The sequence below is a fragment of the Microbispora sp. H13382 genome, from assembly GCF_014161445.1.
Taxonomy (GTDB): Bacteria; Actinomycetota; Actinomycetes; order Streptosporangiales; family Streptosporangiaceae; genus Microbispora.
Genome location: NZ_JABBXA010000003.1, coordinates 1 through 26,102 on the forward strand (window position 1 = coordinate 1; position 26,102 = coordinate 26,102).

Annotated in this window: 22 protein-coding genes; 12 read left to right on the forward strand and 10 right to left on the reverse strand. The window is 71.6% G+C overall.

From position 1 onward, the window contains the following. On the reverse strand, positions 1–140 hold a 140-nt coding region (locus HHX41_RS42250; RefSeq protein WP_396794288.1), incomplete at its 3' end, for a transposase. A gap of 500 nt (positions 141–640) precedes the next feature. Here HHX41_RS42250 and uvrC point away from each other — a divergent pair. From uvrC to HHX41_RS07705, 9 genes are all read left to right on the forward strand, one after another. Continuing rightward, positions 641–2,596, forward strand: a complete 1,956-nt coding sequence (uvrC, locus tag HHX41_RS07665) for an excinuclease ABC subunit UvrC (protein WP_169986004.1) — start codon at positions 641–643, stop codon at positions 2,594–2,596. A gap of 238 nt (positions 2,597–2,834) precedes the next feature. Continuing rightward, on the forward strand, positions 2,835–3,704 hold the full coding sequence (gene rapZ / locus HHX41_RS07670; protein ID WP_182905381.1) for an RNase adapter RapZ: 870 nt from the start codon (positions 2,835–2,837) through the stop codon (positions 3,702–3,704). 281 nt (positions 3,705–3,985) lie between these two features. Beyond that, positions 3,986–4,945: a uridine diphosphate-N-acetylglucosamine-binding protein YvcK gene (gene yvcK, locus HHX41_RS07675; RefSeq protein WP_182905653.1), complete on the forward strand. Its 960-nt coding sequence runs from the start codon at positions 3,986–3,988 to the stop codon at positions 4,943–4,945. A 63-nt stretch (positions 4,946–5,008) separates the two neighbouring features. Then, positions 5,009–5,989, forward strand: a complete 981-nt coding sequence (gene whiA / locus HHX41_RS07680) for a DNA-binding protein WhiA (RefSeq protein ID WP_169986000.1) — start codon at positions 5,009–5,011, stop codon at positions 5,987–5,989. Positions 5,990–6,276: 287 nt separating this feature from the next. After that, positions 6,277–7,281 (forward strand): type I glyceraldehyde-3-phosphate dehydrogenase, encoded by a 1,005-nt coding sequence (gene gap / locus HHX41_RS07685; protein WP_169985998.1) that lies wholly within the window; start codon positions 6,277–6,279, stop codon positions 7,279–7,281. Next, positions 7,281–8,468 (forward strand): phosphoglycerate kinase, encoded by a 1,188-nt coding sequence (locus tag HHX41_RS07690; protein ID WP_169985996.1) that lies wholly within the window; start codon positions 7,281–7,283, stop codon positions 8,466–8,468. The genes gap and HHX41_RS07690 overlap by 1 nt, the downstream gene beginning before the upstream one ends. Next, positions 8,469–9,248, forward strand: coding sequence for a triose-phosphate isomerase (tpiA, locus tag HHX41_RS07695; RefSeq protein WP_169985994.1), 780 nt, complete (start codon positions 8,469–8,471; stop codon positions 9,246–9,248). It begins immediately after the preceding gene. A gap of 124 nt (positions 9,249–9,372) precedes the next feature. Further along, entirely contained in the window at positions 9,373–9,603 is a 231-nt protein-coding gene (secG, locus tag HHX41_RS07700) for a preprotein translocase subunit SecG (RefSeq protein ID WP_076441471.1), read from the forward strand. 75 nt (positions 9,604–9,678) lie between these two features. Beyond that, positions 9,679–10,026, forward strand: a complete 348-nt coding sequence (locus HHX41_RS07705) for an RNA polymerase-binding protein RbpA (RefSeq protein ID WP_079319880.1) — start codon at positions 9,679–9,681, stop codon at positions 10,024–10,026. Between the two features lie 45 nt (positions 10,027–10,071). On the opposite strand, the gene HHX41_RS40285 is transcribed toward HHX41_RS07705, so the two are convergent. Continuing rightward, positions 10,072–10,209, reverse strand: coding sequence for a hypothetical protein (locus HHX41_RS40285; RefSeq protein WP_182905382.1), 138 nt, complete (start codon positions 10,207–10,209; stop codon positions 10,072–10,074). 24 nt (positions 10,210–10,233) lie between these two features. Here HHX41_RS40285 and HHX41_RS07715 point away from each other — a divergent pair, with 24 nt between their 5' ends. Next, the gene (locus tag HHX41_RS07715) at positions 10,234–10,761 is read left to right on the forward strand and encodes an MBL fold metallo-hydrolase (RefSeq protein ID WP_310741828.1); all 528 of its coding nucleotides are present in this window, start codon (positions 10,234–10,236) and stop codon (positions 10,759–10,761) included. 138 nt (positions 10,762–10,899) lie between these two features. On the opposite strand, the gene HHX41_RS07720 is transcribed toward HHX41_RS07715, so the two are convergent. Next, a complete protein-coding gene (locus HHX41_RS07720; RefSeq protein WP_182905383.1) occupies positions 10,900–12,507 on the reverse strand; it encodes an amidohydrolase in 1,608 nt (535 codons plus the stop codon). 61 nt (positions 12,508–12,568) lie between these two features. Continuing rightward, the gene (locus HHX41_RS07725; RefSeq protein WP_182905384.1) at positions 12,569–13,966 is read right to left on the reverse strand and encodes an FAD-binding oxidoreductase; all 1,398 of its coding nucleotides are present in this window, start codon (positions 13,964–13,966) and stop codon (positions 12,569–12,571) included. Positions 13,967–14,162: 196 nt separating this feature from the next. Here HHX41_RS07725 and HHX41_RS07730 point away from each other — a divergent pair, with 196 nt between their 5' ends. Together HHX41_RS07730 and HHX41_RS07735 are read left to right on the forward strand one after the other, a co-directional pair. Beyond that, positions 14,163–15,239 (forward strand): GNAT family N-acetyltransferase, encoded by a 1,077-nt coding sequence (locus tag HHX41_RS07730; protein WP_182905385.1) that lies wholly within the window; start codon positions 14,163–14,165, stop codon positions 15,237–15,239. A 1,121-nt stretch (positions 15,240–16,360) separates the two neighbouring features. Next, complete coding sequence (locus tag HHX41_RS07735; protein ID WP_182905386.1) at positions 16,361–17,335, forward strand: hypothetical protein; 975 nt, start codon at positions 16,361–16,363, stop codon at positions 17,333–17,335. A 220-nt stretch (positions 17,336–17,555) separates the two neighbouring features. Here HHX41_RS07735 and pgl read toward each other — a convergent pair whose 3' ends face one another. From pgl to tkt, 6 genes are all read right to left on the reverse strand, one after another. Continuing rightward, positions 17,556–18,335 carry a 6-phosphogluconolactonase gene (gene pgl, locus HHX41_RS07740; protein WP_182905387.1) on the reverse strand — a complete coding sequence of 260 codons (780 nt, stop codon included), beginning with the start codon at positions 18,333–18,335 and terminating at the stop codon, positions 17,556–17,558. After that, positions 18,332–19,255 (reverse strand): glucose-6-phosphate dehydrogenase assembly protein OpcA, encoded by a 924-nt coding sequence (locus tag HHX41_RS07745; RefSeq protein WP_169985980.1) that lies wholly within the window; start codon positions 19,253–19,255, stop codon positions 18,332–18,334. The genes pgl and HHX41_RS07745 overlap by 4 nt, the downstream gene beginning before the upstream one ends. Positions 19,256–19,304: 49 nt before the next feature. Beyond that, positions 19,305–20,825: a glucose-6-phosphate dehydrogenase gene (gene zwf, locus HHX41_RS07750; RefSeq protein ID WP_169986060.1), complete on the reverse strand. Its 1,521-nt coding sequence runs from the start codon at positions 20,823–20,825 to the stop codon at positions 19,305–19,307. A 220-nt stretch (positions 20,826–21,045) separates the two neighbouring features. Further along, entirely contained in the window at positions 21,046–22,671 is a 1,626-nt protein-coding gene (locus HHX41_RS07755; protein WP_182905388.1) for a glucose-6-phosphate isomerase, read from the reverse strand. Positions 22,672–22,678: 7 nt separating this feature from the next. Continuing rightward, positions 22,679–23,782 carry a transaldolase gene (gene tal, locus HHX41_RS07760; protein ID WP_182905389.1) on the reverse strand — a complete coding sequence of 368 codons (1,104 nt, stop codon included), beginning with the start codon at positions 23,780–23,782 and terminating at the stop codon, positions 22,679–22,681. Between the two features lie 10 nt (positions 23,783–23,792). Beyond that, positions 23,793–25,826 (reverse strand): transketolase, encoded by a 2,034-nt coding sequence (gene tkt / locus HHX41_RS07765; protein WP_259400802.1) that lies wholly within the window; start codon positions 25,824–25,826, stop codon positions 23,793–23,795. Positions 25,827–26,102: the final 276 nt, after the last annotated feature.

Below are 26,102 nucleotides of genomic sequence, written 5' to 3' on the forward strand. Positions count from 1 at the left end.
CAGCGGATCCCGTCGATCAACTGCCGCTTGCTGAACAGTGACGGCCGCCCAGACCGCTTCGGCGCTGGCAGCAGCGGCTCCAGCACCGCCCACTGGGCGTCGGTCAGATCGAACCGCCTCGTCACCGCTAAGGTGTCCACGAGGTCTCCGGTCTTCGGTTTGTCTTGGTCGATCAACCAAATACCGGAGACCTCTTGCGTTGTCGATCTACGACCTCTCCGACTCCCGCACCGCCGCGGACTTCGATACAGGCCCTAGGGGCGCCGGAGAGCGCGCCGCCGCCTGCCGGACGCGGGGATCCCGCGCCGAGGCGGCGGTCGCCCAACGGCTCCGGCTCCACCGCCCGTGGAACCCTTCGGCGCGCGAACCCTCGGCTCGCGAACCCCGCGCGATGCCGGTCGGGCCGCGTCGAAGAGTTTCTCCCGGGCGCGGGACCGCTGCGGCCGCCGCGGGACGGCAGGTGAAACGTCACGCAGGCAGCCGCGTTCGTGCCCGCCGGGCGCTCGGCGTGGATCGACGGGGCCGGCCGAGAATCTTGATCTACGCCGTAAAGGCCGGCTCGTGTCCCACCACACCGGGGTCCGCGCGGGCGGCGAGATCGTCGGCCGGGATTGTCGGCGAGGCCCAGTAGTCTTTGGGTGTGGCGGATCCGGCAACCTATCGACCGGCGCCCGGATCGATCCCCGAGTCGCCAGGCGTCTATCGCTTCCGCGACCCGGGCGGCCGGGTGATCTACGTGGGCAAGGCGAAGAGCCTGCGGCAGCGGCTCAACTCGTACTTCGCGGACTTCGCCGGCCTGCACCCGCGGACGCAGACGATGCTCACGACCGCGGCGTCCGTGGACTGGACGGTGGTCGGCACCGAGGTCGAGGCGCTCCAGCTCGAATACTCCTGGATCAAGGAGTTCGACCCCCGGTTCAACGTCAAGTACCGCGACGACAAGTCGTACCCGTACCTGGCCGTGACGATGGGGGAGGACTTTCCCCGGGTGCAGGTGATGCGCGGGGCCAAGCGGAAGGGCACCCGCTACTTCGGCCCCTACTCGCACGCCTGGGCCATCCGGGAGACCGTCGACCTGCTGCTGCGCGTCTTCCCCGTGCGGACGTGCTCGGCCGGGGTCTTCAAGCGGGCGGGGCAGATCGGCCGTCCCTGCCTGCTGGGATACATCGACAAGTGCTCGGCGCCCTGCGTCGGCCGGGTCACCCCCGAGGAGCACCGCGCGCTCGCCGAGGACTTCTGCGACTTCATGGCCGGCAACACCGGCCGCTTCATCAAGCGGCTGGAGCGCGAGATGCGCGACGCGGCGGCCGTGGAGGAGTACGAGCGGGCCGCGCGGCTGCGGGACGACATCCAGGCGCTGCAACGGGCCCTGGAGAAGCAGACCGTCGTGCTCGGCGACGACACCGACTGCGACGTGATCGCCCTCGCGGAGGACCCGCTGGAGGCGGCCGTCCAGGTCTTCTACGTGCGCGGCGGCCGGATCCGCGGGCAGCGCGGCTGGGTGGTGGACAAGGTCGAGGAGGCCGCCCCCGGCGAGCTGGTGGAGCAGTTCCTGCTCCAGATGTACGGCGAGGCGACGATCCCCCGCGAGATCCTCGTGCCGGCGCGGCCGCCGGACGAGACCGCGCTGATCGAGCTGCTGAGCGAGCAGCGGGGCTCCCGCGTCGACCTGCGCGTTCCCCAGCGCGGTGACAAGAAGAGCCTCATGGAGACGGTGGAGCGCAACGCCAAGGAGTCGCTCGCCCAGCACAAGCTGCGCCGCGCCAGCGACCTGACCACGCGCAGCCGGGCTCTGCAGGAGATCGCCGACGCCCTCGATCTCGACCAGGCGCCGCTGCGGATCGAGTGCTACGACGTGTCGCACATCCAGGGGGAGAACGTCGTGGCCTCGATGGTGGTCTTCGAGGACGGCCTGGCCCGCAAGAGTGAGTACCGCCGCTTTTCCATCAGGACCGCGGACGGCGACGTCGCCTCGATATACGAGGTCATCTGCCGGCGGTTCAAGCGCTACCTGGAGGAGCGGGCGGAGACGGGCGAACTGGACGCCGACGTGGACGACGCGGGCGAGCGCGAGGCCGGGCACGGGGCCGGGACGCCGATCGACCCGGAGACCGGCCGTCCGCGCAAGTTCGCCTACCCTCCCAACCTCGTGGTGGTGGACGGCGGCCCGGCGCAGGCGGCGGCCGCCCAGCGCGCCCTCGACGAGCTCGGCATCGACGACGTCGCCGTGTGCGGCCTGGCCAAGCGGCTGGAGGAGGTGTGGCTGCCCGGCGACGACCAGCCCGTGATCCTGCCGCGCAGCAGCGAGGGGCTTTACCTGTTACAGCGCGTCCGTGACGAAGCGCACAGGTTCGCCATCACCTACCATCGGACGAAGAGGTCGAAATCGCTCAAAGAGAGCGCGCTCGACCAGGTGCCGGGTCTGGGCCCGGCACGCCGTCAGGCCCTGCTGCGTCACTTCGGCTCGGTGAAGCGGCTGCGGGAGGCGAGCGCGGAGGAGATCCGCGAGGTCCCCGGCATCGGCCGCGCGACCGCCGAGGCCATCGTCGCGGCGCTGCGCGGTGAGAGCCCGTCCCCGGCGGGGCAGGGGTCGTGACATGCCCGCGCGAGCACGGCGGCATGTCACGTCGCGGCCAGGGCGGCTGGCAGGGCACCATGGGAGTTGCCCGGCATGGCGGTGGCGCGATCAGGTGAAGAGGTGTCATGCTCCGGCACCAGAGAGTCCCCCGCGGGGGACGCGCCAGGTTCCCGGCGGCCGTTCCGGCCGCGGGCGCGGACGCGGATGGGGCTGACATTGGGCGAGCTGACATGGGCGGCAAGGCGGTGAGCGGGCGATGAGCACGACAGAGCCGGCATTCGTGGTGATCACTGGGATGTCGGGGGCGGGGCGCAGCACCGCCGCGAAGTCTCTGGAGGACCTCGGCTGGTACGTGATCGACAACCTGCCGCCGGGGCTGCTGTCCTCGCTCGCCGAGGAGGCCGGCCGGGTGAACATGGCGACCGACCGCGTCGCGGCCGTGGTCGACGTGCGCAGCCTCGCCTTCACCACCGACCTCAACGCGGCGATCGAGGAACTCGACGGGCGCGGCGTCGGCGTCCGGGTCGTGTTCCTGGAGGCGAGCGACGAGGAACTGGTCCGCAGGTTCGAGAACGTCCGGCGGCCCCACCCCCTGCAGGGTGACGGGCGGCTCGTCGACGGGATCGACCGTGAGCGCGGCATCCTGCGCGAGGTCCGCGCCAACGCCGACCTCGTCATCGACACGTCCCTGCTGAACGTCCACGAGCTGCGCAAGAAGATCGTGTCGTTCTTCGGCGGCGAGGACCGGCCCGGGCTGAAGGTCAACGTGGTGTCCTTCGGCTACAAGTACGGCCTGCCGGTCGACGCCGACCTCGTCGTGGACTGCCGGTTCCTGCCCAACCCCCACTGGGTGCCGGAACTGCGGCCCATGAACGGGCTCGACGCCGCCGTGCGCGACTACGTGCTCAGCCAGCCGGGTGCCAAGGAGTTCCTCGACGGATACGAGGAGGTCTTCGGCGTCGTGGCCGCCGGATACACGCGCGAGGGCAAGGGCTACGCCACCCTCGCCGTGGGCTGCACCGGAGGCAAGCACCGCAGCGTCGCGATGGCCGAGCAGCTCGGCGCGCGCCTGCGCGAGCGCGGCATGGACGTCCAGGTCAGCCACCGGGACGTGGGCCGCGAGTGACGGCTTCCGGCCGCCGCGCGGCGGGGGTGGTCCCCTCAGGGCGTAGCGTGGCGGGCACCGGCCGGTAACGGGTCCGGGCCCGCACCGCGGCCGTCGAGGAGCGCGCCCGGTCCCGGTCGCGTGACCGGAAGGGCGTGACAGATCAGCACGACGTGAGCGCCACGGCTCCGCAGAGCGGTGCTCGTGGCGCGGCGAGGAGGACGATGAAGGACCCCGCCGCGGAGGCCGCGGACCCCCCCGTCCCTCGACATCCCCCGAAGTCCCCCACCCCCGGCAGTCCGATGTTCCCCCAGCAGTTCGAGACCGCCGCGAGCGGTCCCAGGGTCGTCGCGCTCGGCGGCGGCCACGGCCTCTACGCCTCCCTGTCGGCCCTCAGGACCGTCACCGACGACCTGACGGCCGTGGTGACGGTCGCCGACGACGGCGGCTCCAGCGGACGCCTCAGGCGCGAACTGGGGGTGCTGCCGCCCGGTGACCTGCGGATGGCGCTCGCGGCCCTGTGCGGCGACGACGAGTGGGGCAAGACCTGGAGCGAGGTCGTCCAGCACCGTTTCAGGAGCGAGGGCGAGCTGCACGGCCACGCCGTCGGCAACCTGCTCATCGTCGCGCTCTGGGAGCTGCTGGAGGATCCCGTCGTCGGCCTGGAGTGGGTGGGCCGGCTGCTCGGTGCGCACGGCCGCGTGCTGCCCATGGCCTCCGTGCCGCTCGACATCCAGGCGGAGGTCGAACTGGACGGGCTGATCACGACGGTGCGCGGGCAGGTCGCCTGCGCGCTGACGCCCGGGCGGGTTCGCTCCATCTCGCTGCTGCCGTCCGACCCTCCCGCCTGCCCCCAGGCGATCGAGGCGATCGAGGCGGCCGACTGGGTGGTGTTCGGGCCGGGCTCCTGGTTCACCAGCGTGCTGCCGCATCTCAAGGTGCCCGGGCTCGCCCGGGCGCTGCACGAGACGAGCGCCAGGCGGCTGGTGATCCTCAACCTCGCGCCGCAGGCGGGGGAGACCGACGGCTTCTCACCCGAACGGCACCTGGAGGTGCTCAGGGAGCACGCCCCCGCGCTGCTCGTCGACGCGGTGGTCGCGGACGGTGCGGTGGTCGCCGACCCGAGGGCGCTGGAGAAGGCGGCGGCGTCGATGGGCGGCCGGGTCGTTTTGGCCGATGTGGCCGCCTCTGACGGATCCGCACGCCACGACGGACCACGTCTTGCCGCTGTCCTGGATGAGATTTTCCGCGAGAAGCGGTGATTGCGTGCGCACAAGGTGCGAGAGACTGGCGGGCAGAGTCTGTTTGGGGGAGGACACGCGCTGATGGCCATGACGGGTGTGGTGAAAGACGAGCTGAGCCGCCTTCCGGTGCTCAAGCCATGCTGCCGGAAGGCGGAGGTGTCCACGCTGCTGCGGTTCGCCAGCGGGCTGCACCTGGTGGGCGGGCGCATCGTGATCGAGGCCGAGCTCGACACCAACGCCACCGCCCGCAGGCTGATCAAGGACATCGGCGAGGTCTTCGGGCACAAGGCCGAGGTGCTGGTCCTGGCCCCCGCGGGGCTGCGCAAGGGCTCGCGCTACGTCGTGCGCGTCTACAAGGACGGCGAGGCGCTGGCCCGGCAGACCGGTCTGATCGACAACCACGGGCGTCCCGTGCGGGGGCTGCCCCGGCAGGTCGTCTCCGGGGCCACCTGCGACGCCGAGGCGGCCTGGCGGGGCGCGTTCCTCGCGCACGGGTCGCTGACCGAGCCGGGCCGGTCGATGTCGCTGGAGGTGACCTGCCCCGGCCCCGAGGCGGCGCTCGCCCTGGTCGGCTCGGCCCGGCGGCTCAAGATCCACGCCAAGGCCCGCGAGGTGCGCGGCGTCGACCGCGTGGTGGTGCGCGACGGCGACGCGATCAGCGCGCTGCTGACCCGGCTCGGCGCCCACGACAGCGTGCTGGCCTGGGAGGAGCGGCGGATGCGCCGCGAGGTGCGGGCCACCGCCAACCGCCTGGCCAACTTCGACGACGCGAACCTGCGCAGGTCGGCCAGGGCGGCCGTCGCCGCCGGGGCGAGGGTGCAGCGGGCGCTGGAGATCCTCGGCGACGAGGCTCCCGAGCACCTCGTGATCGCCGGTCGGCTGCGGGTGGAACACAAGCAGGCGTCCCTGGAGGAGCTCGGCCAGATCGCCGACCCGCCGCTGACCAAGGACGCCATCGCCGGGCGCATCCGGCGCCTGCTCGCCATGGCCGACAAGCGCGCCCAGGACCTCGGTATCGCCAACACCGAGGCCAACCTCACCGCCGACATGCTCACCCAGTAGCAGTCCGCCTTCCGGTGCCGTCCCCGGCCGCCGGGGACGCGTCGCCATGCCGTCCCCGGCGGCCCGATCGCGCTCGGCGTACGCCGGGCCGGCGGTCCCGCGGAACGGGGTACGGCCGGGTCCGCGCCATGGGAAAGGGCCCGCTCACCGGCCTGTCCGGCCTGACACGCCGTCAAAGTACGGCCCGGTGGTCTACACCAATTTGGGTCCGATAAGGTCTGTCATTGAGGTTTAACACAGCCCTGGCGCCGGTACGCCGGCGCACGACGTACGAGGAGATCGGTTCCGTGAGCATCCGCGTAGGCGTCAACGGCTTCGGCCGTATCGGCCGCAACTTCTGGCGCGCTGTGGCGGCCAGCGGCAAGGACATCGAGGTCGTCGCCGTCAACGACCTCACCGACAACGCCACGCTGGCCCACCTGCTGAAGTACGACAGCATCCTGGGCCGCCTGCCGTACGAGGTCAAGGCCTCGGCGGACGAGATCACCGTTGACGGCAAGGCGATCAAGGCGTTCGCCGAGCGTGACCCCGCCAAGCTGCCCTGGGGCGACCTCGGCGTGGACGTCGTCGTCGAGTCGACCGGTCTGTTCACCGACGCCACCAAGGCCAAGGTGCACGCCGACAACGGCGCGAAGAAGGTCATCATCTCCGCTCCGGCGAAGAACGAAGACGTGACGATCGTCATGGGCGTGAACCACGACAAGTACGACCCGGCCGCTCACACGATCATCTCGAACGCCTCCTGCACCACCAACTGCCTGGCCCCGATGGCCAAGGTCATCAACGACACCTTCGGTATCGAGAAGGGTCTGATGACCACCATCCACGCCTACACGCAGGACCAGAACCTGCAGGACGGCCCGCACAAGGACCTGCGCCGCGCCCGCGCCGCCGCGCTGAACATCGTCCCGACCTCCACCGGCGCCGCCAAGGCCATCGGCCTGGTCCTGCCGGAGCTGAAGGGCAAGCTCGACGGCTACGCGCTGCGTGTGCCGATCCCGACGGGCTCGGCCACCGACCTCACGGTCGAGGTCGGCCGCGAGACCACCGTCGAGGAGGTCAACGCCGCGCTCAAGGCCGCCGCCGAGGGCCCGCTCAAGGGCTACCTCAGCTACACCGAGGACGAGATCGTCTCCAGCGACATCGTCACCGACCCGTCGTCCTGCATCTTCGACGCCGGCCTCACCAAGGTCATCGGCAACCAGGTCAAGGTCGTCGGCTGGTACGACAACGAGTGGGGCTACTCCAACCGCCTCGTGGACCTCATCGAGTACGTGGGCGCCTCCCTCTGATGATCGGAATCGACGAGCTCGACGTGAAGGGCCGGCGCGTGTTCGTGCGCGCCGACCTCAACGTCCCCCTCGACGGGGAGACGATCACCGACGACGGCCGCATCCGGGCGTCGGTGCCGACGATCAGGAAGCTGGTCGAGCGCGGCGCGAGGGTCGTCGTCGCCGCCCACCTCGGCCGCCCCAAGGGCTCGGTCACGCCGAAGTACTCGCTCGCCCCGGTCTCCCGGCGGCTGGCCGAGCTGCTCGGTGAGGACGTGGCGTTCGCCGCCGACGTGGTGGGCGAGTCCGCGCAGAGCGTGGTGGCGGGCCTGCAGGACGGGCAGGTCGCCCTCCTGGAGAACCTGCGCTTCGAGCCGGGCGAGGAGTCCAAGGACGACGCGGTCAGGGGCGAGTTCGCCGACAAGCTGGCCGCCCTCGCCGAGCTCTACGTCGGCGACGGCTTCGGCGCGGTGCACCGCAAGCACGCCAGCGTCTACGACCTGCCCAAGCGGCTGCCGCACGCGGCCGGCGACCTGGTCCTCGCCGAGGTCGAGGTGCTGCGCAAGCTCACCGAGGACCCGGCCAGGCCGTACGTCGTCGTGCTGGGCGGCGCGAAGGTCTCCGACAAGCTCGGCGTGATCGCGAACCTGCTGTCCAAGGTCGACCGCCTGCTCGTCGGCGGCGGCATGGCCTACACCTTCCTGAAGTCGCAGGGCCACGAGGTGGGCAAGTCGCTGCTGCAGGAGGACCAGATCGACCAGGTCAAGGGCTTCCTCGACGAGGCGGCCTCCCGCGGGGTCGAGCTGGTGCTGCCGGTGGACGTGCTGGCCGCCACGGAGTTCGGCGCCGACGCGCCGTACGAGGTCGTGGACGCCACCGCGATCCCGGCCGACCGCGAGGGCCTGGACATCGGTCCCCGCACCCGGGAGCTGTTCGCCTCGAAGCTGGCCGACGCCCAGACGGTGTTCTGGAACGGCCCGATGGGCGTGTTCGAGTTCGAGGCGTTCTCCGGCGGCACCCGCGCGGTGGCCGAGGCGCTGGTGAGCTCCGAGGCGTTCACCGTGGTCGGCGGCGGCGACTCGGCGGCGGCCGTGCGCAAGCTCGGCCTGCCCGAGGACGGTTTCTCGCACATTTCCACCGGTGGCGGCGCGAGCCTCGAGTATCTCGAAGGCAAGACGCTGCCCGGACTCGCGGCGCTGGAGGAGTAGATGGCTCGCAAGCCGCTGTTCGCCGGCAACTGGAAGATGAACCTCAACCACCTCGAGGCCATCAACCTGGTGCAGAAGCTGGCGTTCACGTTGACCGACCGCGACTACGACAAGGCGGACGTGGCGGTCATCCCGCCGTTCACCGACCTGCGTAGCGTGCAGACGCTGGTGGACGCGGACAAGCTCCGCATCACCTACGGCGCGCAGGACCTGTCGACGCAGGACTCCGGGGCGTACACCGGGGAGATCTCCGGGGCCATGCTGGGCAAGCTCGGCTGCACGTACGTGCTCGTGGGGCACTCGGAGCGGCGGCAGTACCACGCCGAGGACGAGGCGCTGTGCAACGCCAAGGTCAAGGCCGCCTACCGGCACTCGCTGACGCCTATCCTGTGTGTGGGTGAAGGGCTGCCGGTGCGTCAGGAGGGCCGCCACGTCGAGCACACGCTGGCGCAGCTCGACGGCGCACTGGAAGGCGTCCCCGCCGAGCAGGTGAAGTCCATCGTGATCGCGTACGAGCCGGTCTGGGCGATCGGCACCGGCGAGGTCGCCACGCCGAAGGACGCCCAGGAGGTCTGCGGCGCCATCAGGACGCGACTCGCCGAGCTCTACGGTGACGATGTGGCCTCTGTTGTCCGTATCCTTTACGGTGGCTCGGTGAAGTCGGACAACGTCGCCGGCATCATGGCGGAGGCCGACATCGACGGCGCCCTCGTGGGAGGGGCCAGCCTCGACGCGGTCGAATTCGCCAAGATCTGCCGATTTGGCGAGACCGCCGGCTAGCTGAGCCGTTTGGGGGGTGCGACTTGACAACAGGTCGTACCCTCGAAGAACACAACTGAATCGTCACGCCGATGGCATCGTGCACAACGCGTCGTGCACGCCCGGACATAGGAACAGGTCTACGGTGACAATCGGAATCTCCATCGCCCTCATCCTGTCGAGCGCTCTGATGGTGCTGCTCGTCCTGCTCCACAAGGGCAAGGGCGGCGGTCTGTCGGACCTGTTCGGAGGCGGCTTCTCGTCGTCCTTCGGTGGTTCGTCGGTGGTGGAACGCAACCTGGACCGCCTCACCATCATCACGGGCATCGTCTGGTTCGTCTGCATCATCGCGCTGGGCCTGCTGCTCAAGCCGTAGCGGACGGCCTGCGGCCACGCGTGACAGAGATTCATCTCCCCCCGTCCGCGGGGCGATCGAGCAAGGAGTTCTTCGGTGGGTAGTGGCAACGCGATCCGTGGCAGCCGAGTCGGCGCTGGCCCCATGGGAGAGGCCGAACGCGGCGAGGCCGCCCCCCGTGTGCGGGTCTCGTTCTGGTGCGCGAACATGCACGAGACGCGCCCGAGCTTCGCCAGCGACGCGGCCGTCCCCGAGTTCTGGGACTGCCCGCGGTGCGGACTGCCGGCCGGGCAGGACCAGTCGAACCCGCCCGCTCCGCCGAAGAACGAGCCGTACAAGACGCACCTCGCGTACGTGAAGGAGCGCCGTAGCGACAAGGACGGCGCGCAGATCCTCGCCGAGGCGCTGGAGCGGCTGCGCTCCTCCTCCCGCCCGATCTACTGATCCGGACGACTGTCAAGGCCCTTCCCGCCCAGGCGGGGAGGGCCTTCACGTATGCGCCGGCTCCCGGTCGGCGGAGCGGTACACGGCCGTGGCGATGTGGGCGAACGAGCGGATCAGCGGGTTGGCGTCGGCGCTGTTCCAGGCCAGGACGAGGCGGCTGGGCGGCATGTCGGCCAGCGGCACCGACGTGAGCCCCTCGGGCAGCGCGTGGGCCGCCGGCGCCAGCCCGACCGTGCCGTTCCACAGGACGGCCTGGACGTCGTCTACGACGACGCGTACGACCTCGACCTGGGCGGCCGGGTGGTGCGGCTGCGGGCCGCCGGCCGGGCGCACAGCAGGGGCGACCAGGTGATCACGGTCCCCGACGCCGGGGTGATGTTCACCGGCGATCTCGTGGAGGCCGGGCAGTTCGCCATCTTCCCGTGGTTCCCGCCGTACGACACCGACGTGTCCGGCACTCGCTGGATCAGCGTGATGCGGCGGCTGGCCGACGCGTCGCCGCGGGTGGTGGTGCCCGGTCATGGCGACGTCGGCGGCCCGCAGCTGCTCGCCGACGTCCGGGACTACCTCGAACTGCTGCGCGACGAGACCTGGGCACGCCGGGACTCGGCCGTGGGCGAGCAGACGATCGTCGAGGAGGTCAGGTCGCTCATGATCGAGCGGCACCCGGAGTGGGCCGGCAGGGAATGGATCGAGAAGGGTGTCGGCTGCCTGTGCGCCGAGCACCCCGCATGACGCGGGCGGTGGTGCCTGCGGGGGAGCGGCTGGTCAGGGTCGGCACCGTGGGAGCGCGTCGAAGACCGCATTCGCAGGCCGGCGCGACCGCCGGGATCCTGTCGCGGGCCCCGGACCTGGCGGTCGGCGCCACCCCGGTCACCCGCCGTGCACCTGCTCGCCGTCCAGGAACGTCATGAGGACCTTGGTGGTCCAGATGTCCTTCGGGTTGAGCGTGAAGGGGTCGCGGTCGAGGACGACGAGGTCGGCCGGGCGGCCCTCCTCGATCACCCCGGCGGGAGAGCGGTTGATCCAGGCCGAGCCCTCGGTGTAGGCCGTCATGATCGTCCGCAGGTCGAGGCTCTGCTCGGGCAGGAACGGCGTCTGGGCCGTGGGGTACGTCGCGTGGACGGAGCCGCCCGGCTCGGTGCGGTTGACCGCCACGTGCATGGCCTCAAGGGGGTCGGCCGAGGAGACCGGCCAGTCCGAACCTCCGGCGAAGCGGGTGCCGTGCCGTACGAGGTCGGCGAAGGGGTACTGCCAGGAGGCGCGCTCCTCGCCGAGGTAGGGGATGCACAGCTCGTCCATCTGCAGGTGGTGGGTGGCCCACAGCGCCTGCAGGTTGGCCGTCACGCCGAGCTCGGCGAAGCGCGGCACGTCCTGCGGCGTGATGATCTGCACGTGCGCGATGTGGTGCCGGTTGTCGGGGTCGGTGCCGGTCAGCGCGTCGAGCGCCTCGCGCACGGCCCGCTCGCCGATGGCGTGGAAGTGCACCTGGAAGCCCAGGGCGTCGAGCTCCTTGACGTACCCGTCGAGCAGCGCCGGGTCGACGTACGACAGGCCGGTGCCGCCGCAGCGGCAGTAGGGCTCGATGACGGCGGCGGTGAAGTTCTCCGGGATGCCGTCCTGCATGATCTTCACCGACGTCGCCCGGAAGCGGTCCAGGCCCTTGGCCATCGCGCGCCGCTCGACCAGCTCGGGGATCTGCTCGGCGCCGCGGCTGCGGTCCCACCACAGGGCGCCGACGACCCGCGCCCGCAGGCGTCCCGAGGCGGCCGCGGACAGGTAGGCGGGCAGCTGGTCGTCCGACCCGGCGTACGAGCCGACGATGGCGTCCTGCCAGCCGGTGACGCCCAGCGAGAACAGGTGGGACTGCGCGTCCATCAGGGCGGCGTCGACGTCGGCCGGGGTGGGGCGCGGGGTGAGCAGGCCGACGAGGTCCATCGCGCCCTCGTGCAGCACGCCGCTCGGCGTGCCGTCCGGGTCGCGCTCGATGCGGCCGTCCACGGGGTCGGGGGTGTCCTTCGTGATCCCGGCGACCTCCAGGGCCCGCGTGTTGACCCAGGCGGCGTGGTGGTCGCGCTGCACGAAGTACGCGGGGCGGTCGAGGAAGTCGAGCTGGGACCGGTGGGGGAGACCGCCGGGGAAGGCCGACATGTCCCAGCCGCCGCCGTCGATCCACTCTTTGCTCGGATTGTTCGCCGCGTAGCCGGCGATCAGCGTGGTGTAGGCGTCGAGGCCGTACACCTCGGCCAGGTCGCACCTGGCCCGCTCCAGGCCGGCCTGCACCGGGTGGACGTGGGCGTCGGTGAATCCCGGCGTCAGCAGGCCGCCGCCGAGGTCCACCGGCTCGGCGCCCGGCGCCAGCCGTACGAGGTCGGCCTCGGCGCCGACGGCGGCGATGGCGCCGTCACGGACGAGGACCGCCTCGGCGAAACCGCCGGGGACGAAGACGCGGCCGCCGCGGAACAAGATGGTGGAGCTCAAGGGTGTCGTGTCCTTCTTCGAGATGTGCGGGCGTCCGGCGAACAGCGCGAGATCACAAGGGCTAGTGGCCGGTGATCTTGTCGGCGATCCTGGCCAGTACGGACGTCCTGGTCATGCCCCTGCCCTCACGGGCGTCGGCCAGGCGGTAGAGACGGTACATCGAGTGGACGCCGAGCCAGCGCAGCGGCTCCGGCTCCCAGGCGCGTACCCGCCGGTCCACCCACGGCATGCGGGTCAGATCGGTGTCGCGGCGCAGCACCAGGTCGCACAGCGTGCGCCCGGCGAGGTTCGTGGCGGTCACGCCGTGGCCCGTGTAGCCGCCCGCCCAGCCGAGGCCGGTCGCGGGGTCCACGTGGACGGCCGAGCACCAGTCACGCGGCACGCCGAGCACCCCCGACCAGGCGTGCTCCACCCGCGATCCGGCGACGGCGGGGAAGAACGCGACCAGCAGGTCCCACAGGGCGTCCACGGTCCAGTTGTGCGTGTGGCCCCGCTCGTCGACCCTCGACCCGTACAGGTACGGCCTGCCGCGGCCGCCGAAGGCGATGCGGTCGTCGGCCGTCCGCTGGGCGTACATGTAGTAGTGCGCCATGTCGCCGAGCAGTTCGCGTCCCTGCCAGCCGATCTCCGCCCAGACCTGCTCCGGCAGCGGCGCGGTGACGATCAGGGAGCTGTTCATCGGCAGCCAGTCGCGGTGGTGGCCCGCTATGGTCGCGGTGAACCCCTCGGTGCAGCGCAGGACGTAATCCGCCTTCACCGTCCCGTACGGCGTGACCGCCCGGCCCGGCGCGATCTCGGTGACGGGCGTCCGCTCGTAGATCTCGACGCCGAGGTCCCGTACGACCCGCGCGAGGCCGCGGACGAGCTTGGCCGGCTGGATCCTGGCGCAGTGCGGGCTCCAGGTGGCTCCCGTCGCGCCCGCCACAAGCAGCCGGTCGTTCATCTCGCCGGTGGTCAGCAGCCGGACGTCGTCGCGGTCCCAGCCCCACTCGCGCTGCGTCGCCAGTTCCTCGCGCAACCGCAGCGCCTGCGCCGGGCCGCGGGCGACCGTGAGCAGGCCGCCCTTGACGATGTCGGCGTCGATGCCCTCCTCGCGGGCGACGCGGATGACCTCGTCCACGGCCTCGAACATCGCGCGCTGCAACCGCCGGGCCGCGTCCCGGCCGTGGGTCTTCGCGTACCGCTCGGGCGAGCCGGCCAGCGCGCCGGTCAGCCAGCCGCCGTTGCGTCCCGACGCGCCGAACCCGGCGAACTCCTTCTCCAGCACGACGACCCGCAGCGACGGGTCGGCCTTCTTCAGGTAGTAGGCGGTCCACAACCCGGTGTAGCCCGCGCCGACCACGGCCACGTCGGCCCGCAGGTCGCCGCCCAGCGGTTCTCCGGGCTCGGGCACGCCAAGCGACCGATACCAGAAGGACACCTCACCGTTGACGAAGCCGGGGGACAGAGGAGCGGTCATGGTGCACATCCTGCTATATCCGTGCTCGCCTCGCTATTCGGCGACGGATGTCGTGGTGATCCGATGGAACACATGCGGATAACCGTAGTCGTAACGTGGCGCATCGACAGGAAACGATCGGCTCACCGCTGTGTAGCAAGCGTGTAACAGCATTCCGCCACCCTGGAGACCAGCGCAACGGAGGGAGCGGATACCGATGGGGTTCTTCCGGATTCGTACGACCGTGGACGAGCGGCCGGGGCGGCTGGCGTCGCTGGCGACGGCCCTGGCCGACAGGGGCGGCAACATCCTGGGCCTGTCGGTGCAGCCCGACACGGACGGCACGGTCGACGAGTTCGTCACCGACATCCCCGCCTCCCCCGAGGCCGTACGCGAGGCGCTGGAGGCGGCCGGCGGGAGACGGGTGCGGATCGTCCCCGCCACCGCGCACGAATTGACCGACGAGCCGACGCGGACGCTGCTGCTCGCGGCCCGGCTGCGCTCTGCTCCCTGGCGCCTGCCGGAGATCCTGGGCGAGCTGCTGCGCGCCGACGACGCCCGCTGGGTGTACGGCGCGGCCGCCGTGCGCCCGCGGAACGAGGACGGCGAGCGGGACGAGGGGGAGGCGCTGGAGCTGCCCGACCCGACTCTGCTGGTGGTGCCCGTGGCGCCGCGGCGGTCGATCCGGCTGCGCCGCTCAGGGCTCCCGTTCACCCTGACCGAGGCGGCCCGCGCCGCCGCGATGGTGAGGCTGGCGCAGCCGCCGGCCGAGCCGTCCGCGGCCGAGGGGCCGGTGCGGCTCGCCGACGGCGCGGAGGTGCAGGTCAAGCCGTTGACTTCGCTTTATCGCGAGGCGCTGCGCGACCTGCACGAGCGCTGCTCGCCCGAGACGCGCAGGTTCCGCTACTTCACCGCCAACCCCACCCTGCCGCCCCACATGTTCGACCGGCTGTGCGACCGGGCCCGCGGGCAGTCGCTCGTCGCCGGGCACGACGGGCAGGTCGTCGCGCTCGCCTCGCTGATGTTCACTCCCGACCCGGGCATCGCGGAGATCGCCTTCCTCGTGGAGGACCGCTGGCAGGGCCGGGGGCTCGGCACCCACCTGGCCCGCATGCTCCTCGCCCAGGCCAGGGACCTCGGCTTCGCCGAGGTGCGGGCGACCCTCCTGTACGACAACACGCGCATGCGCAGGCTGCTCGGCTCCCTCGGCGCGACGCTCACCCACACCGAGGACCCCGGTGTGGTCGAGGCGCGGCTCGCCGTGGGCGTGATGGCGACGGCGTCCCCGAGCTGACGTCCTCACGGGTGGTCCTCCTGGTCCGGGGTAGCTCAGGGCACCGGACCAGGACGGCTCGCCGCAGGTGCGCGCCGTTCGCGGGGTCTACGGATCTCGGCCCGGCCGGTCACCGTGCCGGACGGACGGGCCGGTCAGTGCGCGGGTCCCTTGGCGGGGGCGGTCACTGCGCCGGAAGGAACCTCCGGTCCTCGCGAAGCCCGCTCCGCTGGGCCTTCGCTGCGGTCCTCGCTCCCTTCCGCTCCGCTCTCTCGATCCCCGTCACTCGGCGGTGCACCACTCGACGAACTCCCGCGCCTGCTTGTCGTGCCACAGAGCGAGGGCGGGGTCGCTGTCCTGGAAGGCGGCCAGCGCGTCGAGGAGCAGCTCCGACCGCAATTGAGGATCGGGACGCCGATCAGCGGAGCGTTGAGCGTCGGCTCGGCATGGCGCCCGAATACGAGAGCGTGAGCCGGAGCTCCGTCACACAGCGTCAGAGCGGTGGAGGGTCTGCTCACGGACTCGTTGCCCATGAGAACGCGAGCGGACCGCAGTAGCGGGCGTGTGGCGAGCGCGAGGGCATAGCTGCCTTCGGGCAGGAACAGCGGCATCTCCAGATCGCCGGTGACCTTGCCGGCCATCCATTCCCAGAACGCGCTGGACTCATCACCGGTGACCCAATCCCAGAACGAATCCGTGATCGATTCCTGCGGTGGCCTTCCCGGGGTTGGTGGAGTGGTCGTTATCGTCTCGACAGACCACGCGTCGTCCGGTGAATACGGCTGCCAGAGCCGGAACACGGGCGCGCCGCCCGGCCTCCAGCGTGTGTAGCTGTCCGGTCTTCCGCAGCCGGTAGGCGGCGCCGTCGCCGCGTATCACCAGGCGTGCCACGGTGGGAGTCACGGCAGAGAACACGACCGACCGGTCCGTCATGTCGAATGAGATCACGGCCCCCGAGTATCACGCGCACCTGCGATTCCTGGACGGCGAACCGTCGCTCGAGGTCGGGTCGCCCACGCTGCCCGGCCTGCCGGTCTGAGAGCGGACGGGCGATCCGCGACACAGTCGACGGCGGTCGCCCGTTCAGGAGATCTCGCCGGTGCCGGTGGAACGCCGCGGCGAACTCAGGTACAAGGTGGTCTGTGGACTTCGACGAGGCGGCCGAACGGCTCTACGGCATGGTGCCCGAGGAGTTCACCTCGGCCCGCGACGCGCTGGCGAAAGAAGTGAAGGCGGCCGGGGACGCCGCGCTGGCCAAGCGGATCAAGGCGTTGCGCAAACCCACGGTCGTGGCCTGGGCCGTCAACCGGACGGCCCGCGAGCGCGGGGACGAACTCGGCCGGCTGCTCGACCTCGGACGACGGCTGCGGGAGGCCTGGCGGGCCCAGGACGCGGACGCCCTGGCCGAGGCCGGCCGCGAACGTACCCCGCTCGTCGCCCGTCTCGTCCGGTCCGTACGCGAGGAGGCCGAGGTGGCCGGGCATCCGCTGGGCTCCACGGCCGACCTGGAAATCGAGCAGACGCTCGACGCCGCCGTGGTGGACGAGGACGCGGCCGAACAGGTGCGCCGGGGCACGCTGACCCGCCCCCTGAGCTACAGCGGCTTCACTCCCGCCCCCGTCGTACGTCCCGCCCCCGAACCCGCCGCAGCACGTCCGGCGGGAAAGCCCGCGAAAGCCGGCACGAAGTTTCCGGCCGGTGCCGGCCCCGAGGCGGAGCACCAGGCCCCGGACCAAGACCAGGAGCGCCGGGAGCACGAACTCGAACGCGAACGGCGCGAGGCCGAGCACCGGGAAGCCGAGCGCCGTCGCCGGATCGAGAGCCTCGAAAACGCGCTCGCCGAGGCCGAACGGGCCGCGACGGAGGCGGAGCGGGGCCGCGCCGACTGGGAGGCCGAGCGCACCGAGGCCGTACGCGAGCACGAGCGGCGCACGGCGAAGGTCGAGACGCTGACGGCCAAGCTGGCCAAGGCCAGGGACAAGCTGAAGGCGGCCGAAAACCGGCTGGAGGTCGCCCGCCGCGAGGAGACGAACGCCGAACGCGCCGCCCGCTCAGCCCGCCAGCGTGCCGACCAGGTCCGTGCCACCCTCGACGAGGCACGATCCGCCCACGAATGATGGCGCGGCGGGGAAGGAGCGGAGCGGGCGGGAGGGAGGACCGCAGCGAAGGCCCAGCGGAGCGGGCTTCGCGAGGACCGGAGCTTCCGACCGGCGCAGTGACGTCTCTCCGCAGTGACGTCTCACGGGCGGCGGTGCTGCCTCGCCTTGGTGACGTCTCATACCCGAACGGCCGGGCGGGGGCGTGTGCCCCGGCCCGGCCGTTCCGATGTGATCTCCGTCAGGGGGAGGCGATCCGCCCCAACGACGGCGGGATCTTGTGTGCGGCGGCGCGGTCGAGCAGGAACAGCGTGCGCTGCCGCCCGCGTGCCCCGGCGGCCGGGACCTGGAACGGCCCGGCGTCGGACAGGGCCATCCGGACCGCCTGTGCCTTGTCCTCGCCCGCGGCGACGATCCAGACCTCCCTGGCGGCCCGCAGTGCCGGGAACGTCAGAGACAGCCGGGTCGGCGGTGGCTTGGGGGAGCCGTGCACCGCCACCACCGAGCGCTCCTCCTCGTAGACCGCGGGTCTGTCCGGGAACAACGAGGCGACGTGCGCGTCCGGTCCCATGCCGAGCAGGAGCACGTCGAACGACGGCACCGGCCCGTGATCCTCGGGCCTGGCCGCCTTGGCCAGCTCGACCGCGTACGCGTCGGCGGCCTCCTCGGCGGTCATCCCCGAGTCGGGGCCGGGCATCGGGTGGACCCGCGCCGGGTCCACGTCGACATGGTCGAGCAGGGCCTGACGGGCCCCGGTCTCGTTCCGCTCGGGATCGCCGGTCGGCAGGAACCGCTCGTCACCCCACCAGATGTCGAGCGCCCGCCAGTCGATGGCGTCGCGCGCCGCCGTCCCCGCGAGGGCGGCCAGCGTCGCGATGCCCACGGTGCCGCCGGTCAGCACCAGGTGCGCCGAACCGCGGGCCGCCTGGGTGTCCACCAGCCGCGTGATGAGGCGGGCGGCCACGGCCTGGGCCAGCAGTTCGGCGTCCCGGTGGACGATGACGGTGGGAACGCCGCTCACGCCCGTCCCCGCCCCTTCATCTCCGCCAGGCGGCGGATCGCGGCGGCGTAGATGTCGTCGGGGTCGAGCCTGCGCAGCTCCTCGGCCAGCAGCTCCGAGGTCGGCCTGCGGGCCAGGGCGACCCGGCGGTCGGGGTTGCCGGGCCGCGACAGCGTGGCGAGCCTCGCGTCACCCCTGCTCACCGTCAGCTCGCCGCCGTCCTCGATGGACAGCCGTACGCCCGTCAGGCCAGGGCCGGCGGAGTCGGCGACCTCGATCGGCACCTCCAGCCGGTCGCACAGCCAGGCGGCCAGCAGCGGCGCGCTGGGGTTGCCCGCCGCGGCCTCCACCACGCCTCCGGTGACCTTTCCGATGGGCTGGTCGAAGGCGGCGGCCAGCAGGCTGCGCCACGGCGTGAGCCGCGTCCAGGCCAGGTCGGTGTCGCCGGGCACATACTGGTCGGCCCGGGCGGCTATGGCCGACACGCCGTCCTGAGCGGACCTGGCGTCGGTGATGCGGCGGCTGCCGAGGTGCCCGATCGCGTTCTTGGCGGGGAGGTCCGGGCAGTCGCCCGGCCACCACACCACCACCGGCGTGTCGGTGAGCAGCAGCGGCGTGATCACCGAGTCGGCGTGCTCGGTCAGCTCGCCGTACAGGCGCAGCAGCACGACCTCGCCCGGCGCCGACTCGCCCACGCGGATCTCCGCGTCCAGCCGGTTGGGCTCGGCCGGGTCGCGGCTGATCACCATGAGGATGCGCGAGGGGTGCTCGCGCGCCGCCTCGGTGGCCGCGCGCAGGGCGTCGTACTGCCCCGCCTCGTCCACCACCACGACGAGCGTCAGCACCATGCCGACGGCGGGCGCGCCCAGCTGGTGCCGCAGGCGGGTGAGCGTCGAAGAGATCTTCGACGCGGTCGTCTCGGTCAGGTTGAAGGTCGTCACACCGCTCTCCGCTCGATCCGCCCGGAACGCGCCTCGCCGGAAGCCGCGCTCACAGCCGCCTCCAGGCGCGTCCGTCCCTGGCCAGCATCGCGTCGGCCGAGGCGGGGCCCCAGGAGCCGGACTCGTACCCCTCGGGCTTGCCCTCGGAGGCCCAGAACTCCTCGATCGGGTCGAGGATCTGCCACGACAGCTCCACCTCCCGCTGGTGCGGGAACAGCGGCGGGTCGCCGATGAGCACGTCGAGCAGCAGCCGCTCGTACGCCTCGGGGGAGGACTCCATGAACGACTCGCCGTAGGCGAAGTCCATGTTGACGTCCCTGACCTCCATGGCCGTGCCCGGCACCTTGGAGCCGAAGCGCACCGTGATGCCCTCGTCCGGCTGCACGCGGATGACCAGCGCGTTGTGGCCGAGGATCTCGGTGTCGTCCTTGCTGAACGGCAGGTGCGGCGCCCGCTGGAAGACGACGGCCACCTCGGTCATCCGGCGGCTGAGCCGCTTGCCCGTCCGCAGGTAGAACGGCACTCCCGCCCACCGGCGGTTGGCCACCTCCAGCTTCACCGCGGCGTACGTCTCGGTCGCGGAGTCGGAGGAGATGCCCTGCTCCTCCAGGTAGCCGACGACCGGCTCGCCGCCCTGCCAGCCCCGCGTGTACTGGCCGCGGGCGGTGCCGGTGGCCAGGTCGGCGGGCAGCTTGACGGCTCGCAGCACCTTCTCCTTCTCCCGGCGCAGCGCGTCGGCGTCGAAGGAGGTGGGGTCCTCCATCGCGACCAGCGCGAGGAGCTGGAGCAGGTGGTTCTGGATCACGTCACGGGCCGCGCCGATGCCGTCGTAGTAGCCGGCCCGGCCGCCGATGCCGATGTCCTCGGCCATCGTGATCTGGACGTGGTCGACGTAGCCGCGGTTCCAGATCGGCTCGTACAGCGTGTTGGCGAAACGGAGCGCCAGGATGTTCTGGACGGTCTCCTTGCCGAGGTAGTGGTCGATCCGGAAGACCGAGCTCTCCGGGAACACGGCGCTGGTGATCGTGTTGAGATCCTGCGCGCTCTTCAGGTCGTGCCCGAACGGCTTCTCGATGACGACCCGGCGCCAGGAGCCCTCGGGGCCCTTGGCCAGGTTCGTCCGCTTGAGCTGCTCGATCACGAGCGGGAAGAACTTCGGCGGCACCGACAGGTAGAAGGCGTAGTTGCCGCCGGTGCCCCGGGTCTCGTCGATTTCCTTGAGCATCATGGCGAGCACGTCGAAGGCGCCGTCGTCGCCGAACTCGCCGGGGCAGAAGTGGATGCCCTCGCTGAGCTGCTTCCAGACCTCGTCGCGGAACGGCGTCCGCGCGTGCTCCTTGACCGCCTCGTACGTGACCTGGGCGAAGTCCTCGTGCGCCCAGTCACGGCGGGCGAAGCCGACCAGGGAGAAGCCCGGGGGCAGCAGCCCCCGGTTCCCCAGGTCGTAGATCGCCGGCAGCAGCTTGCGCTTGGCGAGGTCGCCCGTGACGCCGAACAGCACGAGCACGCACGGCCCGGCCACCCGGGGCAGGCGCCGGTCGCGCGGGTCGCGCAGCGGGTTGGCCGCCATGGTCAGCTCGGTCGTCCCGGTCGTGGCGGCCTGCGCGGCGGCCAGGACCGCCCGCTCGGCGGCCGTCAGATCGTCCACGGCCTGCCGCGGCAGCTCGTCTCCCGCCTGCTGTGCAGCGTCCGGCGCCTGCCGGGCGTCGTCGGCGGGGGCCTGCGGCTCCTGTTGCTCCGTCATGTGTCCTCCCTGCGGACGGGCCCTTCGCCTGTAACGCATCGCATGGTCAGAGCTCCTCGGCCACGGAGAGCAGGTGCCTGACGCCGGCGACGCGGTCGGTGAGGTGCAGGCGGACCGCCGGACGGCCGCGGGAGGTCAGGGCTCCCAGGTCGCCCAGCGCCTGCGCGAGTTGCAGCCTGCCCAGCGTGTACGGCTTGCCGGGCACCTCGACGTCGTCGGTCACGGCCCCGGTGACCTGCAGGAACACGCCGGTCTCCGGACCGCCCTTGTGGTACTGCCCGGTGGAGTGCAGGAAGCGCGGGCCCCAGCCGAACGTGACCGCGTGGTCGGTGCGGTAGTCGAGCAGCGCCCGCAGGGTGGCGACGTCGGCGCTCGCCCACGTCTCGGTCATCTCCTCGAAGGAGGCGTCGCCGACCACCGCGGCGTCGAACGCGGCCTCGCGGTCGAGGTACGCCATGATCGCCAGGTAGCCGCGCTCGGGGATCGCGCGCAGCAGCCAGGTGAGGACGTCGGCCAGGTTCTTCAGGTCGCCGGGCACGTCGCCGTACACCTCGACCGGGCCGTCGGTGAGCACCGGCGTGCCGGTCGGCAGCGGGCCGTCGCCGGCCTCCTGCAGAATCCTGGTGGTGTTCTCCTTCGACTCGGCGACGTTCGGCTGGTCGAACGGGTTGATCCCGAGCACCCGGCCGGCGATCGCCGTGGCGTACTCCCAGACGAGGAACTGCGCGCCGAGCGGGCCGTCGACGGTCGTGCCGCTGTCGGAGCCGATGGTGACGAGGAACTGGTCGCCGGCCTCGGCCGCCTCGGCGCCGACGACGGGCAGGATGCCCTTGCCCTCCTTGCCGGTCGACTCGGCGATGAGCTGCTCGATCCAGTCGGGCAGGCCGGTGATGTCGGAGGGCGCGTCGCGCAGGATGAGCTTGTCGCGCCCCTGCAGCGCCCGCGCGCCGAGCAGCGCGCCGAGCTCCAGGCCCGGGTTGCCCTCGTCCTGCGCGAGCAGCGGCGCCACCGCGGCGGCGTCGTCGAGCAGCTTGGCCACGTCGGCGCCGGCGAGGGCGCTCGGCACCAGGCCGAACGCGGTGAGCGCGCTGTAGCGGCCGCCCACGTTCGGGTCGGCGAGCACGACCTGGTATCCGGCCTCGATGGCCGTCCGCTCCAGCGGCGAGCCGGGGTCGGTGACGACCACGATCCGCTCGGCCGGGTCGATGCCCGCGTCCCGGAACGCCTGCTCGTAGACGCGCCGGTGGCTGTCGGTCTCGATCGTGCCGCCGCTCTTGCTCGCCACCACCACGACCGTGCGGTCGAGCCGGTCGGCGAGCGCGCGCCGGACCTGCTGCGGGTCGGTGGTGTCGAGGACGGTCAGCGGCACGTCCTCGGTGGCGCAGATCACCTCGGGGGCGAGGGAGGAGCCGCCCATGCCGGCGAGCACCACGTGGTCCAGGCCCGCGGCGCGGGCCCGCTCCACCAGCTTGGCGATCTCCGGCAACAGCTCCCGGCTCGCCCGCGGCAGGTTGAGCCAGCCCAGCCGGATCGCGGCCTCGGGCTGCGCCTGCGGGCCCCACAGCGTGGAGTCGCCCGCGGCGAGCGCCGCGGGCACCCCCTCGGCCACGAGCTTGTCCTTGACCGCCTTGACGGCGTCCGCCTCGTCGCCGAGGGTCACCTCGATTGTCATCTGTAGCTCAGGCCTTCCGCAGCTCGCCGTCGACGGTCTCGAGAAGCTCGCTCCAGGACGTCTCGAACTTCTCGACGCCCTCCTCCTCCAGCGCGCGGACGACGTCGTCGTAGTCGATTCCGGCCTGCTTGAGCGAGGCCATGACGTCCCACGCCTGCTGGTAGAACGGGCGGATGGTGTCGCCCGAGATCCGGCCGTGGTCGGCCGAGGCGTCCAGCGTCTTCTCCGGCATGGTGTTGACGACCCCGGCCGTGACCAGCTGCTCGACGTACAGGGTGTCGGGGAAGTCGGGGTTCTTCACACCCGTGGAGGCCCACAGCGGGCGCTGCGGGTGCGCGCCGGCCGCGCGCAGCGCCTGCCAGCGCGGCGAGTTCATGACCTCCTCGTACGCGGCGTACGCCAGGCGGGCGTTGGCCACGGCGGCCTTGCCCTTCAGCTCGGCGGCCTCCGGCGTGCCGATCTTGTCGAGGCGCTTGTCGATCTCGGTGTCGACGCGGCTGACGAAGAACGACGCGACCGACTCGATCGTGGCCAGGTTGAGGCCGTTGGCCTTGGCCTTCTCAAGCCCGCTCAGCCAGGCGTCCATCACCTGGCGGTACCGCTCGAGCGAGAAGATCAGCGTGACGTTGACGCTGATGCCCTCGGAGATGGCCTGGGTGATCGCCGGCAGGCCCTCGACGGTCGCCGGGATCTTGATGAGCACGTTGGGCCGGTCGACCAGCCACCACAGCGCGCGGGCCTCGGCGATCGTCGCCTCGGTCTTGCGGGCCAGGCGCGGGTCCACCTCGATCGACACGCGCCCGTCGACGCCGCGGGTGGCGTCGAAGACCGGCCGCAGCACGTCGGCCGCCCAGCGGATGTCGAACGTGGTGATCGCGCGTACGGCCTCCTCGACCGTCACCCCGCGGGTGGCGAGGTCGTGCAGCTGCGCGTCGTAGGCGTCGCCCTTGCTCAGGGCGGAGGCGAAGATCGTGGGGTTGGAGGTGACCCCGGTGACGTTCTTGTCGCGGATCAGGGCGGCGAGGTTGCCGGAGCGCAGCCGCTCCCGGCTGATGTCGTCGAGCCAGATGGAGACTCCGGCGTCGGACAGTCGCTTCAGGTTCTCATTCATCCTTCGTCCCTCAGTTTCCGGTCGTCTCGCCCTTGTCGGCGCCCGTCTTGGCCAGGCTGGCCTTGGCGGCGGCGACGACGCGGTCGGCGGTGAGGCCGAACTGCTCGTAGATCGTCTTGTACGGCGCCGAGGCGCCGAAGTGGTCGAGCCCGAGGACCTCGCCCGCGTCTCCCACGAACTCGCGCCAGCCGAGCGTGATTCCCGCCTCGACCGCGACCCTGGCCTTGACCGCGGGGGGCAGCACGGTCTGCTTGTAGGCGGCGTCCTGCGCCTGGAACCACTCCACGCACGGCATCGAGACCACGCGGGTCGGGATGCCCTGCGACTCCAGGATCGTGCGGGCCTCGACGGCGAGCTGGACCTCGCTGCCGGTGCCGATGATCACGACGGCGGGCTGGCCGTTGGACGCGTCCTGCAGGACGTAGCCGCCCCGCGCGACGGCGTCCGGGTCGCCCGTGCCGTCCAGGGTGGGGACGTTCTGCCGGGTCAGGGCGAGGCCCGCCGGGCGGTCGTTGTTCTCCAGGACGGCCTTCCACGCGGCCGCGGTCTCGTTGGCGTCGGCCGGGCGGACGATGTCCAGCCCGGGGATCGCGCGCAGCGCCCACAGGTGCTCGATCGGCTGGTGGGTCGGGCCGTCCTCGCCGAGACCGATCGAGTCGTGCGTCCAGACGTAGGTCACCGGCAGCTTCATCAGCGCGGCGAGGCGCACCGACGGGCGCATGTAGTCGCTGAACACCAGGAAGGTGCCGCCGTAGGGGCGGGTGCCGTTGTGCAGCGCGATGCCGTTGAGGATCGCGCCCATGCCGTGCTCGCGGATGCCGAAGTGCAGCGTCCGGCCGTACCGGTTACCGGGGAACTCCTTGGTCTGGTACTCGTCCGGGATGAAGGACGGCTCGCCCTTCATCGTGGTGTTGTTGGACTCCGCCAGGTCGGCCGAACCGCCCCACAGCTCCGGCAGCACCGGCGCGAGAGCGCTCAGCACCTCGCCGGACGCCTTGCGGGTGGCGACCTGCGAGCCGATCTCGAACGACGGCAGCGCCTTGTCCCAGCCCTCGGGCAGCCTGCGCTTGGAGATCCGGTCGAACAGCTCCGCCCGCTCGGGGTTGGCCTCACGCCAGCTCTGGTAGCCCTTGTCCCACTCGGCGCGCAGGGTGCGGCCGCGCGCGACGACGTCGCGGGCGTGGTCGAGCACCTCGGCGGGGACCGCGAAGCTCTTGCCGGGGTCCATGCCGAGGACGCGCTTGGTCGCGGCGACCTCGTCGGCGCCCAGGGCCGAGCCGTGGATCTTGCCGGTGTTCTGCTTGTTCGGCGCCGGCCAGCCGATGATCGTGCGGAGCTTGACGAACGTCGGCCGCTCGGTCTCGGCGCGGGCCGCCTCCAGCGCGGCGTACAGCGCCTGGACGTCCTCCTTGTACTCGCCCGTGGCCGTCCAGTCGACCTCCAGGACGTGCCAGCCGTACGCCTCGTAGCGCTTGGCGATGTCCTCGGACAGGGCGATCTGGGTGTCGTCCTCGATGGAGATGTGGTTGGAGTCGAAGACCACGGCCAGGTTGCCGAGCTTCTGGTGACCCGCGAGGGCGCTGACCTCGTGGCTGATGCCCTCCTCGAGGTCGCCCTCCGAGGCGAAGCACCAGATCATGTGGTCGAACGGCGAGGTGCCGGGCGCGGCGTCCGGGTCGAACAGGCCGCGCTCGCGGCGGGCCGCCATCGCCATGCCGACCGCGTTGCCGATGCCCTGGCCGAGCGGGCCGGTCGTGGTCTCCACCCCGGCCGTGTGGCCGTACTCGGGGTGGCCCGGGGTGAGGCTGCCCCACTGCCGGAGCGCCTTGAGGTCGTCCAGGGTCAGGCCGTAGCCGGACAGGTAGAGCTGGATGTAAAGCGTCAGGCTCGAATGCCCGCAGGAGAGGACGAACCTGTCCCGCCCCGCCCACTTGGGATCCGAGGGGTCGTGACGCAGGACCCGCTGGAAAAGAAGGTAGGCAGCGGGGGCGAGGCTCATGGCGGTGCCGGGGTGACCCGATCCCGCCTTCTCCACGGCGTCCATCGCCAGGGCCCGCACGACGTCGACCGCCTGCCGGTCGAGGTCATTCCACTCAAGGCTTGCGCTGCTCAACTGCTCGATCCCCTCTAGTTGTCGCGCCGTTCTGGCATTTCCCGCCCACAGGGGACCCTAACGGGTTCGGCGTAATACCGTTTGGTAGCCACCTCGGTAACGGCGCTTGCGGCCTCGGCCCCGATTGGGGGACCACCTGCGGTGGCGACTACAGTGATTGACCAAGTGCCGGCTGCTGCCCGGAGACAGGCTGCCCGGAGATCCGCC

Excerpts from the sequence above, each read along its gene's own strand:
- HHX41_RS07755 (WP_182905388.1), bottom strand. The coding sequence starts at position 22,671 with ATGACAATCGAGGTGACCCTCGGCGACGAGGCGGACGCCGTCAAGGCG.
- whiA (WP_169986000.1), top strand. The coding sequence starts at position 5,009 with ATGGCCATGACGGGTGTGGTGAAAGACGAGCTGAGCCGCCTTCCGGTG.
- HHX41_RS07690 (WP_169985996.1), top strand. The coding sequence starts at position 7,281 with ATGATCGGAATCGACGAGCTCGACGTGAAGGGCCGGCGCGTGTTCGTG.
- tal (WP_182905389.1), bottom strand. The coding sequence starts at position 23,782 with ATGAATGAGAACCTGAAGCGACTGTCCGACGCCGGAGTCTCCATCTGG.
- tkt (WP_259400802.1), bottom strand. The coding sequence starts at position 25,826 with ATGGACGCCGTGGAGAAGGCGGGATCGGGTCACCCCGGCACCGCCATG.
- zwf (WP_169986060.1), bottom strand. The coding sequence starts at position 20,825 with ATGGCGGCCAACCCGCTGCGCGACCCGCGCGACCGGCGCCTGCCCCGG.
- tpiA (WP_169985994.1), top strand. The coding sequence starts at position 8,469 with ATGGCTCGCAAGCCGCTGTTCGCCGGCAACTGGAAGATGAACCTCAAC.
- HHX41_RS07730 (WP_182905385.1), top strand. The coding sequence starts at position 14,163 with ATGGGGTTCTTCCGGATTCGTACGACCGTGGACGAGCGGCCGGGGCGG.
- HHX41_RS07725 (WP_182905384.1), bottom strand. The coding sequence starts at position 13,966 with ATGACCGCTCCTCTGTCCCCCGGCTTCGTCAACGGTGAGGTGTCCTTC.
- yvcK (WP_182905653.1), top strand. The coding sequence starts at position 3,986 with ATGTTCCCCCAGCAGTTCGAGACCGCCGCGAGCGGTCCCAGGGTCGTC.
- rapZ (WP_182905381.1), top strand. The coding sequence starts at position 2,835 with ATGAGCACGACAGAGCCGGCATTCGTGGTGATCACTGGGATGTCGGGG.